Genomic DNA, 12,758 nt, shown 5'->3' with positions numbered 1-12,758 from the left:
TAAGCGCGTTGACATCCAGCTCCAGCGCTTTTGTTCATTATATCATTGAGTTTTTTTGGAGGACAATTAGTGAAAAATGTTCCGGAAAAATGTACATGAAAACGGTTTATTTAATATTTTTGAAGAAAGCTAAAACCATTACACTAAAAGTGTGCCAAAGACATGGCTTACAAAAAGGGAAATACGAGGGGGAGAACAATGAAGCGTAACTCAGTATTTAAACGGATTACCATGCTATCCATAGTATCTGTTATGACAGTTTCTTTAGTGGCATGTGTAGAGAAAGAACCATCAAATGCAGCAGATACTGCGTCAGAGAATGGAGAAAAAGTCATAAAAATGGGACGTGTAACGTCAGCAAATCCAAAATTACCTGAAGGTGATACGTATGAGGATAATGCCTATACTCGTCTAGTAGAAGAGAAATTAGGTGCAAAAATAGTAAATGCATTTGAAGGTGAAGGAGAAGATTATACAAGACAGGTTGCACTTGCTATTTCTTCTGGAGAACTACCGGATATGATGCGGGTTGATTCAAGAGAAGAATTGAAAGAATTAGTTGAGAATGACTTAATAGCAGATTTATCGGATGTATATGATGAAAATGCAAGCGATTACATTAAAGATATATACAATTCATATGATGGAAGAAGTTTAGAAGATGCATCATTTGACGGGCGGCTAATGGCGCTTCCGGCGACAATTGGGGATGAAGCTCCTAATATGATTTGGATTCGTAAAGACTGGACAGAAAAGCTGGGACTGGAAATTGATGCTGATGGTGACCGTCTCATTACATTAGATGAACTAGAAAAAACGGCAAAGGCATTTATTGAAAAAGATCCTGGAGGAACGGGCAATCCTATCGGAATTCCAATGGCTTACTGGTTAAATTCCGAAAGCTACGGAGGCTCTGCGCTTAATATGACATCTATTGCCGGAATATTTAATGCGTATCCTAGATTTTGGCTGGAAGATGAAAATGGAAATATCACGAATGGCTCCATAACAGAGGGGACAAAGCAGGCACTAGGTGTCTTGTCTGAGTGGTATAAAGAAGGAATCCTTGATCCACAGTTTGGAACAAGAACATGGGATGACATTATGGCTCTTGTAACAAACGGACAAACAGGTATTGTAACTGGTCCATGGCATATTCCTGACTGGGGATTATCAACTGTAAGAGAAATGGATAAGAATGCAAATTTCGAAGCTTATACATTAGAAGATGAAAATGGAAAAGTAAATGTTGCTCATACGAACCCAACTGGCGCATTTATCGTTGTCAGAAAAGACTATGAACATTCTGAATTAGCCATAGAGATATTGAATCTTTTCTATGATGAGCTTGCAAATTCGAAAGATTTAGCAACTGATTATCCAGAGGTTGCAGAATACAAAGAACTGGGTGTTGATGGTTCAACAAGACCGTTTAATATTGAAGTGTTAAAATCTGATAATTTATTATTCGATTATTCAAATATAATGGGTGCAGTTAATGGTGAAATTGAGATGGAAGAAATCGCATCATCTGAGGCAAGGGATGCAGCGACAAGTATTATGAAATATACAGAAAATCCTGCAGAAGCTGATACAGCGGATTGGTCAAAATATCATTCTCGAGTAAAAGGGATGGGCATGATCGATAAACTGACAAAAGAGGATAAATTCAATTGGGTAACTCCGGTGTACTACGGAAATACGGAGACATTAGAGAAAAAAGGAGCGAACCTTCTGAAACTAGAAGAAGAAGACTTCATTAAAATTGTCACAGGTGCAGAGCCTCTTGATTATTTTGATACCTTTGTATCCAATTGGAAAAGTCAAGGTGGAGATGAGATCATTGCTGAAATAGAAGAGGTCCTTGCTGAAGAGGAGTAAGGAATCCTAAATAAGGGCTGCTTGGCAGTCCTTACAGACTGTTGGCAAACGCTTGCTTTCTTTGTTACTCACCTTGCTGCGGTGCTCATTACCAACCCCGGTAACTCCGCTCCTCACAAGGCTTCGTGCCTCGAAAGACAAGCGTTTTCAATCAATCTGGGGGCTAGTAATTATACTTGGTCTACAACCTGTAAGGGCTGCCTGGCAGTCCTTATTCTATAAGGAGGGAGAATATGTCATGAAACAGATAGAGCATGCAAATACAAATTTAGAGTCCATCTATCAAAAGAAAAAAAGAAGAAGATTGACTAAAATAGAAGCTTCGTATCATCTTATGCTGTTGCCCGGGATGATCTTTTTATTCATATTTAGTTATATCCCAATGTTTGGGATCATCATGGCCTTTCAAGATTATATTCCAGCAAAGGGAATGCTAGGGTCTGAATTTGTTGGATTTGATCATTTTACGTATATGTTTTCATTACCTGATATCGGTCAAATATTCTCAAACACACTTGTCATCGCACTTGGGAAAATCATCATAGGAACTGTAATGGCAATTGTATTTTCCATTTTATTAAATGAAGTCAGGGTTAAGCTGTTAAAAAAATCAATTCAAACCGTTGTCTATTTACCTCATTTTCTATCATGGGTTGTATTGGCATCTGTTGTGGTAAATATGTTTAACCTTGACGGAACGGTAAATCAAATTTTAACTTTTCTGGGTTTTGAAAAGCTCAACTTTCTTGGAAGTAATAAGCTATTTCAACCGTTAATCATTGGGACAGATGTTTGGAAGGAATTTGGATTTAATTCCATTGTCTATTTAGCTGCAATAACAGCAATAGACCCCGGGCTTCATGAAGCAGCAAGTATGGATGGAGCCAGTTGGTGGAAGCGGGTTTGGCACATAACACTTCCAGGTATGCTGCCTATCATTCTTTTATTAGCTATTCTCAGTCTTCCTAATATATTGAATGCCGGTTTTGACCAAATTTACAATCTTTATTCACCTATGGTTTATGAAACAGGAGACATTCTGGATACTTATGTATACAGAATTGGACTACTCGGCCGTGAATATAGCTTTGGTACAGCAGTAGGCTTATTTAAGTCATTAATAGGATTAATTTTAATCTTATCAGCAAACAATGCTGCTAAAAAATACACAGATCGAAAGTTATTTTAAGGAGGTAGAGGATTGTGGTACAGAATAAGACTTTTTCAGGGCGTTTAGGAAAAGTGATCATCTATACAATCGTCCTATTTTTAGGACTAATCTGTCTCCTGCCATTATGGAATATTGTTGCTATTTCTTTTAGTAGTAGTGAGGCTGTTGCCGCAAATGCTGTAGGTTTAACACCTATCAATTTTACAACAAAAGCCTATACAATGATCATGGAGGATAGCCAATTTTGGCGCTCATTTTCTATCTCGATTCAACGAGTGGTTCTTTCGCTCATTATTAATATGATCTTAATTGTCTTGATGGCATACCCGCTTTCTAAGTCTAAAAGACATTTTAGAGGCAGAAATATCTATATGAATCTTATTATTTTTGCCATGTTGTTTAATGGGGGGATGATTCCTACTTATTTAATAGTGAAAAACTTAGATCTCCTTAATACTATATGGTCCTTGGTATTACCTGGTGCAGTCCAGATCTTTAGCATTATTTTGGTCATGAACTTCTTTATAGGTGTACCAAAATCGTTAGAAGAAGCAGCGATTATGGATGGCGCAAACCCGTGGCAAGTGTTGATAAAGGTGTATATTCCTGTCTCTCTACCAGCACTAGCAACCGTTGCATTATTTAGTATTGTTGGAAACTGGAATGACTTTTTCTCAGGATTGATTTATATGACAAAGGTGAGCAATTACCCGTTAATGACATATATTCAAGCATTATCAATTGATATTCAAGATATGTTAAAAGCAGGTGCAAACTCAAGTCAATTGGAGAATGTAATGGAAGTTTCAAATAGAAATTTAAATGCTGCAAAAATTGTTATTTCCACTATTCCATTATTACTCATCTATCCAATTTTACAGAAATATTTTATTACAGGTATTGTTGTTGGTTCTGTAAAAGAATAAAGGTCTGTAACATCGACTAACGGTGAAAAAGCTACTAACTAATTATGAAAAGCATCTACAAAAATTTGTAGGTGCTTTTTTCTATCAGTTTTAAAATATTGAACAAAAATAATAAGAGTTATGTTAAAATTTGTAAGGTTATGTAAGAATTTAGTCAAAAAGAATAATGGTGATGTTATGTTTACAAAAGATAGAAATTATTTCGATTATACACTTGTATTTTTCATTTTCCTTATTATGATTTGTAGCTGTGTGGCCATTTCAAGTGCAGAAAAATACGCTCAATACAGTGAAGATTTCATGATGAAACAGTTGATTTGGTTTGTTCTAGGTACGGTAATCGCTATGTTTATCTTTCTTTTTGATAGTGAACAAATTCAAAAGATCACCCCTTATCTTTATGGATTAGGAGTGGTTTTGCTGCTCGGAATTCTCATTGCGCCGGAATCAATTGCACCTTATCGCAATGGAGCAAAGTCGTGGTATATTGTACCTGGAATAGGTTCTATACAGCCTTCGGAATATATGAAAATATTTTTAATACTAATGCTTTCGCATGTTATAAAAAAACACGATGAAAATGCCCCAAACCATCATATTAAGCAAGATTTTTTCCTTCTTTTAAAAATTGCGTTTGTTGCCTTAATACCAATCTTATTAGTGTTGAAGCAAAATGATTTTGGCTCATCACTTGTGATGCTTGTCATTACTTCAGGTATTGTTTTTGCTTCTGATATGAATTGGCGAATAATAATGGCATTTATAGGAATCGCCATAACTGGGATTGGTTTACTTGTTGTTTTATTTATATTTTATCCGGAGTTTCTATTGAACTTCTTTGGAGAATATCAGTTAAACAGAATATACTCATGGCTTGATCCGTTTGAAAACTCACAAGATATTGGATATCAATTAAAACAATCGTTATTAGCGATTGGTTCAGGTATGTTAGATGGAAAAGGGTATTTGAATAGTGAGGTCTATATACCAGAAGCCCATTCAGATTTCATTTTTACGATTTTGTCTGAGGAATTTGGTTTTTTTGGAGCAAGTATTGTTATTGCCCTTTATTTTTTGCTTGTATATAGATTAATAGTAATAGCAATTTATTCAAGAGGAGATCTATTTAATACATTGATTTGTATTGGGGTTGCAACGTTATTTACATTTCATGTTTTCCAGAATATTGGGATGGTATCAGGACTCTTGCCCATTACGGGTATTCCTTTACTCCTACTTAGTTATGGAGGAAGCTCGGTCATGTCATGCATGATAGCATTAGGATTGGTTTTAAATATTTCTTTGAAGAAAAAAGATTACTTGTTTTCAAATGATGATTAGTCTTTCAGGTATGTAGGAGGAAGTTATGGATATAGTCGAGATTTTAAAAAACAAAAAGATACAAGCAAAAGAAATCCCTGCTTGGGGTGCCTATTTACGAAATCGTTGGGATGAGGAATTTTAGCACATCTTACTCATCAGGAGAAAGAATCAATCTTTCTCTACGATGATGGTGGATTATGTGGTTACCTCTGGCATATTTTTAGTTATGAGAAAAAGAAATGCTTAGAGAAGGAAAAAGCGGAGAAAGCTTTTAATATGGAACCCAAAAAATTCTGTTACCTGTTTTATCAACACTACGACCATGCTCTCTTAATTAAAAATGCCTCAGCTATAAAAGCAATAGATTTAATTGAGGAAGAAGATGTATACATAGTAGACAAAGAGTTTACATGGACCTTTGTTGTAACCCATGAAAAGGGCTGGTGTGGTCCTTATTTTGCAAGGAAAGAATAGAGAATAGGTGGTCATTTATGGAGCAGGTAAATAGTAAATCAATAGCAGCCTTAACTTTAGGAATACTAGCAATTGTTATACCATATATAGGTTTTATATTAGGTATTATTGGTGTCATTCTATCATCAAAGGCTTTGTCTGAAATAAGAGCTCACCATCAAAATGGATACGGGCTTGCTGTAGCAGGGAGAATTTGCAGTATAGTTGGGATTGTTCTTCAGCTAATCATTTTATTTTTAGTGTTTCTGGGCTTGTCAGCAATGTTTATGTAAATCAGTATACCTTAAAGGCATTTTCATTAATGATGAGAAGATGTCTTTTTTGTGCACTAGAAACCAGTTTTGAAATGTTAGCGCAATGGAACGGACCTTTTCCTTACGTCAAATAAAGTTTATAAAATCTGCATATCAAGCTAAAAACTTTACAAAAAAGATATGTTATTATATAGTTAGTTAGGGATACTAACTACCAAGGAGGTAAGCATGAACTTATTTTCAATCATCTACCGTTTTAATAAGTTGTATGTACTTCGTCTTCAAGAGATTTGTTCAGCAAATGGCATTACAGCCGTACAATGGCTTGTGTTGCAGCACGTCTATAAAAATGAAGGCTGTACTAGTATGGATATTGTCAAAGAATGGTCAGTTGAAAAACCAACTGTTTCTTCATTAGTCCGTAAGTTAAACGAACAAGGTTTCCTAGAATTCACAAGTGGTGAAGATAAACGACAAAAGTACTTATCACTATCTGACGAAGGACATATTCTATGCCAAAAAGTATCAGACAAAGTGATGCAGCTTCAATCATTCGTCACAGAGCCGTTCCTGGATGAAATGATCAAAGAATGGACAGAACAGGTAATGGTGTTGGAGGAGCGATTAAAGAAATATGAAGGATAAGATATGGTCAAGAAATTTTATTGTGATCTCATTAATTAATTTTTTATCGATTTTAATGTTTTACTTATTAATCGTAACAATTGCCAGCTATGCAATCGAAACCTATCATGTATCAACAAGTATTGCCGGTCTGGTTTCAAGTATTTATGTAATTGGAGCATTGGTTGGAAGGCTCGTTACAGGGCGATTCATCGGCAAATTAGGTCCATCAAAAATATTGACGATGGGTGTTTTATTATTTTTCATTAGTGCATGTTTGTACTTTATTGAAATCAATATTGGATTTTTATTATTTAACCGTTTTATCCAGGGGATTTTTGTTGGAATAATAGGAACGGCCGCAGGAACGATTATTGCCTCGATCCTCCCTGCCTCCAGAAAAGGGGAAGGGATTGGATATTACAGTTTAAGTGTTATTCTTGCAACTGCAATTGGACCGTTTATCGGGATATTCTTAATGAAATTCCAGAATGGGAATACGTATATTTTTGGATTTAATGTATTATTATCAGCTATTATGATTCTCGCATTAGTTTTTATGAAATTAGATTCATCCATGTTTCGTACTGGTGAGCATAAAGAAACAAACGAATCATTTATTGCAAAATTTATGGAGCCAAAGTCGATACCAATTTCATTTATTGCCTTATTAATAGGCTTTGCTTATTCAGGAGTTATGTCGTTTTTATCTTTCTTTGCAGAAGAAATTCATTTAGTTGATGCGGCAAGTTTTTTCTTCATTGTATATGCTGTTGCCACGATTCTAACACGTCCTTTTACCGGACGTTTAATGGATCGAAAAGGGCCTAATATCATTGTCTATCCTTGTATCGTGCTGTTTGCTGTTGGTATGTATATGTTTAGTGATGCCAGCAGCAGTTGGATGCTGTTAGTTGCTGCTGCGTTAATCGGACTTGGGTTTGGTAACTTCAATTCCATCGCACAAACGATTGCGGTAAAAGTAACAGAGCCCCATCGTTTCGGATTTGCGACATCAACATACTTTATTTTTTATGATATTGGACTGGGATTAGGACCATATTTATTAGGGTTATTCATTCCTTTTGTCGGGTATCGCACCATTTTCTTATGGATGCTGCCGGTTATTTTAGTATGTATTCCTCTATATTATGTATTACATGGACGAAAAGCGAAATTATATATTTGATGAGATAAGAATAGGAAATCAATGGATGATTGTTCAATATGAGCAGTCATCTTTTTTGTACTATCATAAAGTATATAAATTTTATGGATGATAGTATAAGAAAGGACATCGACTTCCGCCATTCTTGGCGGTAAGTCGTGTTTTTCTAATTAAATGAAACTTTTAACAGGTAAAATTCGTATGACAGGAAGTGGAAAATTTTATGTGAATGGAGAAGCCCATGAATAACATAATTGAACAACTAATCCCTTTTTTACCTTCTAAAGCTATTGCTAGAGTATCAGAATATGAAGAAATGACTTTTGACATCATTGATGAAAAGACTGACGAAGAGATTGGATCTTATTCAGTTAATGAACATGGTGAGCTTGTGAGTTTTTCTCTTTTTGATGAAACAACACAAGGCGATGTCGTAAAGGATGAAATTGCAGCTATTGCTGACAAGTTTCTTAAAACTTTTCATCCAACAAAGAAAGAGTACGAGCTTTCAGCGATTCTGGATTTAGATAATCCATACATGGTCGTCTATGAAAAAAGAGATGAAACCTACGGGTTGTTTTTGCATAGTATGGGATTCGTTGTTTCCGTATCATCAGCTGGACAAGTAACCCAATTTCACTATTCAGAGGAAGAGTACGAGATTCAAAACGATGATCATGTCATAACAAAAGAAGAAGCATTAAAGCAATATATAAATCAGCTGGACTTTGCCCTAACCATTGAACATTATGATCATGAAGTGTATAAAAATGGTGATTCCCTATACCATCTATCATACAGTTTAATTGAGCATATCACAGATGTACCAGTTGATGGGTCTGACCCATTTAGTATTCGTGAGGAGAATAAGGGTGAGTGTAATATCCCTTTACAGGATCCTCCGAATAAGAGTGTATATGAGTTAGTGGGAATCACATCTGAATATAGACTTTTAGATAGTTTAAAAGAAGAAGGAAAGAAAACAGAAGTATGGACAAAAAACAAGTTACTTGATTCTGGATCTTTCGAGATGGATGAGCCTGAAAATCATGTTGTAAAGCTTAAATTTGACGAACAAACAGAAAGTCTACTTGGTGTTTTCAGTGGGGAAGAATTTGAAAATGATGGAGAAGAAATCTGCTTAGAGGATGCCAAGAAACACGCAATAGATTTCATGTTTAAACTATTTCCTGATGCGAATGAGAGATTTCATATAGAAGTTCTTGAGGAATTCGATGATGAAGAGGAGTTTGAAGATGAAGAAATGGATGATGAATCTGAAGACGAATTTGATCTAGACGATTATTTTGAAGAAGATTTTGACATAGAAGACGAAGATTTAGATGAGGAAGAATATATCGAACATGAACAAACCTACACATTCTATTTCCATCTCTATCATCAGGGCATTAGGGTCGATCAGCATGTATCCACCTTGGACATAGGTAAATTCACCGGGAAAATCACAAGCTTTGATTTGGATATTCCAGCTCCAGAGTTATACACACATCTTCTAACAAGCCCAAAGATTTCATATGATGAAGCAAAGGGAATTTATAAAAATCAGCTTGAAATGGAGCTGGTCTTTACTCGTGATTATGATGAAAATGAAAAAGCAATTTATAAGCTAAGCTATTCACCGTCATTCCCGGCAACGGTTGGTCACGTAAGAGCCATTGATGCAATGACAGGGGAAGCTATGTTTGTTGATGTTGGTGATGCAACATTTTTGTAGGACCAGATTGCTACTATCATATTCTAATATAAGGGGATAATGATGAAAAAAGATCTTCAATTTTTACATTTAATAAAAGATGGAAGCAAGCCTTTTTCAGGATGGGATTTTTCATATATTACAGATACAGACCGTGTGAGAAGTGATATACTTTCATGGTCTTATGGAAGTATGGCAAAGCAGCTAATCGGCTCTGCCAGCTCAATGCTGGATATGGGGACTGGTGGAGGAGAATTTTTATCTATGCTGAGACCATTTCCTAAAGCCGTTTTCGCAACAGAAGGTTATAAGCCTAATGTAGAAATTGCAAAAAAACGTTTAGAGCCTTTAGGAGTGAAGGTGGCAGCTATTGAAGATGATCACAATCTGCCCTTTGATAACCATCAATTCGATTTGATTTTAAATAAACATGAATCATATTCTCCTAAAGAGGTCAGAAGAATGATGAAGGTAAATGGGGTATTTTTAACACAGCAGGTTGGGGGAACTGATTGTTGGGGAATTAACGAAGCATTAGAGGCACCTTACAACCATGAGTTTGAAAACTGGAATGTAACGACTGCAAAGCAAGAGCTTGAAAACAGTGGATTTGAAGTGTTGTTTAGCAAAGAGGAGTACCCGATCCAGCGTTTTTATGATGTTGGAGCACTTGTTTATTACTTAAAGGCGATACCCTGGCAAATACCGGATTTTGAAGTATTAACATATGAAAAGAGATTATTAGATATTCACAAGTCTATTCAAACAAACGGTTTCTTTGATGTGAAACAACATCGTTTTGTATTAAAAGCTAGAGCCACATAAAATTGGTATAGAAGGTGATCATATGCATCCGACACAAAGCATACTTTCAACTTGGGAGAAGTTTTATGATTTTCCGATGGAAACATTAACGAAAGTTTGGTATAACGCCAAAGGATACGCGAAGAAGCAACGGGAAGTATCTCTTATGAGGGAACATCGACAAGCATATGGCATAACCGGTAATTGCTTTGATTTGGCACTTTGGCTACTGGATGAATTTAAAAGGGATGGCGTTGAAGCATACCCAATTGGTCATGATCTTAGTTCCGAACATGCACATGTGGCAGTGATCGCTGTCAATGAGCATGGTAACCGATATTTTTGTGATTTAGGTGATCAATGGCTGTGTCCTATCCTCATTGATAAAAATAGTCCGGATTATACTGATGAAAAAGTGGAAGGCTTTTTTCCCGCTGCGAAGGTACAAGTTCAAGAGAAACATCATCAATTGCAGATCCATTACCATCGACCAAATGGCAAAGTCTCATCACAAATGTTTCAAACAGAGCCAATAGATTTACATGACTTTTTAGGGGCAGCTGAATATTGTCAAAACCTCATTCACCCTAATCCATTGCTGGAATGCAGAATACCCCTTAAATCTGAAACAGCACATTGGGAATTTTACAACTGGGAAAGCTTTTTAAGTACAAGTGAAGGCATAGTAGAAGAGCCTAAATTAATAGGGATTGAAGAGTGGGTAGAAAAAATTCATCAAAAGACTGGGTATCATAAGGGATTTTTGTTTGATGCATTGAACAGGTATACGGATATTCAAGGTAAACTTTAAATAACGGTCTAAATTGTTAATTGAGTATTTTATTAAAGCTTATAGGATCCCCTATAGGCTTTTTAGTATCTGTATTCATAGATCAGTAGAACCTCCGTGAACAAAATGTTCAAAAAGAATAATACATTCATATAGTTTTTTAAGTCTAAATAATACGTAATATTTACGCTTGGTAGCCCTTCATTTATAGTTGAAATAACATTTTAATTATTCAAACAATTACTTATGTAAGCGCGTTCAATAAAGGGGGCTATTATGTTAGCGATATTAGGTTTTCTCATGGTGTTTGTATTTATGTTTCTGATTATGACAGGAAGGCTATCTGCATTAATTGCATTGATCATTATTCCTGTATTGTTTGCGATTATAGGTGGGTTTGGGGCTGATTTGGGTCCTATGTTAATTGATGGAATTAATCAGTTAGCTCCTACCGGCGTGATGCTAATGTTTGCTATTTTGTATTTTGGTATAATGATAGATGCAGGTTTATTTGATCCTGTTGTAGGAGCCATCTTAAAGGCAGTAAAAGGAGACCCGATGAAAATCGTCGTTGGAACGGCTGTCCTTGCATTAGTTGTGTCACTTGATGGAGATGGGACGACTACTTATATGATTACTATTTCGGCAATGCTTCCTCTTTATCAGAGGTTAAAAATGAATCCGTTAATTCTTCCATGTGTTGCGATCATGGGTGTTGGAGTAACAAATCTAACACCATGGGGTGGTCCAACGGCTAGGGCTGTAAGCGCATTAAGTCTTGATATGTCTGATGTGTTTGTACCTTTGATCCCGGCGATGGTTGGCGGGGCACTGTGGGTTATTTTTGTTGCCTATTTATTTGGTATGAAAGAAAGAAAAAGAGTAGGTATCCTGGAATTGGATAAGCTGCCGGGTCACCAAAGCTCACCATTTACTCAACATGCAGCAACATTGGAGGTACAGAGTGAAAAACGGCCAAAGCTTATTTGGGTAAACTTTGCTTTGACGGTTCTCCTTCTAATCGGACTTATTTTAGGTGTGATGCCACTGCCTGCCTTATTTATGATCGGATTTGCGATTGCTATCGTGATCAACTATCCTAATTTAGATGAACAAAAAGAACGGATTAAAGCACATGCCGGCAATGTTTTAGCTGTAGTGTCTCTTGTTTTCGCAGCTGGTGCATTTACAGGTATCCTGTCAGGTACGGAAATGGTTGATGCGATGGCAAATAGTTTAGTTGCATTAATACCGGATGCTTTAGGTTCTTATCTTCCAATTATCACAGCTTTAACAAGTATGCCATTTACCTTTTTTATGTCCAATGATGCTTATTATTTTGGCATGCTTCCAATCATCGCTGAAGCAGCAACAGCCTATGGAATCAATCCGGTTGAGATTGCCAGAGCTTCTTTATTAGGCCAGCCGGTCCACTTATTAAGCCCGTTAGTTGCTTCAACATATTTACTTGTAGGGATGTCAAAGGTCGAATTTGGTGACTTTCAAAAATTCACGATAAAGTGGACAGTCGGTACGTCTCTTGTCATGTTAGTTGTATCTATAGTAATTGGAGTCATTTCCATATAATATATAAATAATCACTAAAGGGGTTTGGCTCAGAATATGGAG

General features: G+C 36.1%; 11 protein-coding genes and 1 pseudogene. All 12 read left to right on the top strand.

Translation table 11 applies throughout. The features are described 5' to 3' along the window. Positions 1 to 198: 198 nt before the first annotated feature. The 12 genes and pseudogenes from BK577_RS02560 to BK577_RS02505 all read left to right on the top strand — a co-directional run bounded on the left by BK577_RS02560 (position 199) and on the right by BK577_RS02505 (position 12,716). The gene (locus tag BK577_RS02560; RefSeq protein WP_078431476.1) at positions 199 to 1,881 is read left to right on the top strand and encodes an extracellular solute-binding protein; all 1,683 of its coding nucleotides are present in this window, start codon (positions 199 to 201) and stop codon (positions 1,879 to 1,881) included. 334 nt (positions 1,882 to 2,215) lie between these two features. Then, complete coding sequence (locus tag BK577_RS02555; RefSeq protein WP_078433437.1) at positions 2,216 to 3,070, top strand: ABC transporter permease; 855 nt, start codon at positions 2,216 to 2,218, stop codon at positions 3,068 to 3,070. Positions 3,071 to 3,084: 14 nt separating this feature from the next. Beyond that, positions 3,085 to 3,978: a carbohydrate ABC transporter permease gene (locus BK577_RS02550; protein WP_078431475.1), complete on the top strand. Its 894-nt coding sequence runs from the start codon at positions 3,085 to 3,087 to the stop codon at positions 3,976 to 3,978. A 177-nt stretch (positions 3,979 to 4,155) separates the two neighbouring features. After that, positions 4,156 to 5,319 (top strand): FtsW/RodA/SpoVE family cell cycle protein, encoded by a 1,164-nt coding sequence (locus BK577_RS02545; RefSeq protein ID WP_078431474.1) that lies wholly within the window; start codon positions 4,156 to 4,158, stop codon positions 5,317 to 5,319. 25 nt (positions 5,320 to 5,344) lie between these two features. Beyond that, positions 5,345 to 5,775 (top strand): annotated as a pseudogene (locus BK577_RS02540) (DUF4275 family protein). Positions 5,776 to 5,792: 17 nt separating this feature from the next. Beyond that, positions 5,793 to 6,047 (top strand): DUF4190 domain-containing protein, encoded by a 255-nt coding sequence (locus BK577_RS02535; RefSeq protein ID WP_078431473.1) that lies wholly within the window; start codon positions 5,793 to 5,795, stop codon positions 6,045 to 6,047. A gap of 210 nt (positions 6,048 to 6,257) precedes the next feature. Further along, complete coding sequence (locus BK577_RS02530) at positions 6,258 to 6,674, top strand: MarR family winged helix-turn-helix transcriptional regulator (protein ID WP_078431472.1); 417 nt, start codon at positions 6,258 to 6,260, stop codon at positions 6,672 to 6,674. Then, positions 6,664 to 7,842 carry an MFS transporter gene (locus BK577_RS02525; protein ID WP_078431471.1) on the top strand — a complete coding sequence of 393 codons (1,179 nt, stop codon included), beginning with the start codon at positions 6,664 to 6,666 and terminating at the stop codon, positions 7,840 to 7,842. The genes BK577_RS02530 and BK577_RS02525 overlap by 11 nt, the downstream gene beginning before the upstream one ends. A 220-nt stretch (positions 7,843 to 8,062) precedes the next feature. Then, positions 8,063 to 9,556, top strand: a complete 1,494-nt coding sequence (locus BK577_RS02520; RefSeq protein WP_078431470.1) for a YcdB/YcdC domain-containing protein — start codon at positions 8,063 to 8,065, stop codon at positions 9,554 to 9,556. A 42-nt stretch (positions 9,557 to 9,598) separates the two neighbouring features. Continuing rightward, positions 9,599 to 10,360: a class I SAM-dependent methyltransferase gene (locus BK577_RS02515; RefSeq protein WP_078431469.1), complete on the top strand. Its 762-nt coding sequence runs from the start codon at positions 9,599 to 9,601 to the stop codon at positions 10,358 to 10,360. A gap of 22 nt (positions 10,361 to 10,382) precedes the next feature. Beyond that, on the top strand, positions 10,383 to 11,150 hold the full coding sequence (locus BK577_RS02510) for a hypothetical protein (protein ID WP_078431468.1): 768 nt from the start codon (positions 10,383 to 10,385) through the stop codon (positions 11,148 to 11,150). 255 nt (positions 11,151 to 11,405) lie between these two features. Continuing rightward, complete coding sequence (locus BK577_RS02505; protein ID WP_078431467.1) at positions 11,406 to 12,716, top strand: CitMHS family transporter; 1,311 nt, start codon at positions 11,406 to 11,408, stop codon at positions 12,714 to 12,716. Positions 12,717 to 12,758: the final 42 nt, after the last annotated feature.

Source organism: Metabacillus halosaccharovorans (assembly GCF_002019635.1).
GTDB classification, from domain to species: Bacteria; Bacillota; Bacilli; order Bacillales; family Bacillaceae; genus Metabacillus; species Metabacillus halosaccharovorans.
The sequence above is the reverse complement of the archived record's forward strand: the minus strand, read 5'-3'. Positions and strand labels throughout refer to the sequence as shown.

Coding starts and splice junctions, on each gene's coding strand:
- BK577_RS02525 (WP_078431471.1), top strand. CDS start 6,664: ATGAAGGATAAGATATGGTCAAGAAATTTTATTGTGATCTCATTAATT.
- BK577_RS02555 (WP_078433437.1), top strand. CDS start 2,216: ATGCTGTTGCCCGGGATGATCTTTTTATTCATATTTAGTTATATCCCA.
- BK577_RS02505 (WP_078431467.1), top strand. CDS start 11,406: ATGTTAGCGATATTAGGTTTTCTCATGGTGTTTGTATTTATGTTTCTG.
- BK577_RS02545 (WP_078431474.1), top strand. CDS start 4,156: ATGTTTACAAAAGATAGAAATTATTTCGATTATACACTTGTATTTTTC.
- BK577_RS02520 (WP_078431470.1), top strand. CDS start 8,063: ATGAATAACATAATTGAACAACTAATCCCTTTTTTACCTTCTAAAGCT.
- BK577_RS02530 (WP_078431472.1), top strand. CDS start 6,258: ATGAACTTATTTTCAATCATCTACCGTTTTAATAAGTTGTATGTACTT.
- BK577_RS02560 (WP_078431476.1), top strand. CDS start 199: ATGAAGCGTAACTCAGTATTTAAACGGATTACCATGCTATCCATAGTA.
- BK577_RS02510 (WP_078431468.1), top strand. CDS start 10,383: ATGCATCCGACACAAAGCATACTTTCAACTTGGGAGAAGTTTTATGAT.
- BK577_RS02515 (WP_078431469.1), top strand. CDS start 9,599: ATGAAAAAAGATCTTCAATTTTTACATTTAATAAAAGATGGAAGCAAG.
- BK577_RS02535 (WP_078431473.1), top strand. CDS start 5,793: ATGGAGCAGGTAAATAGTAAATCAATAGCAGCCTTAACTTTAGGAATA.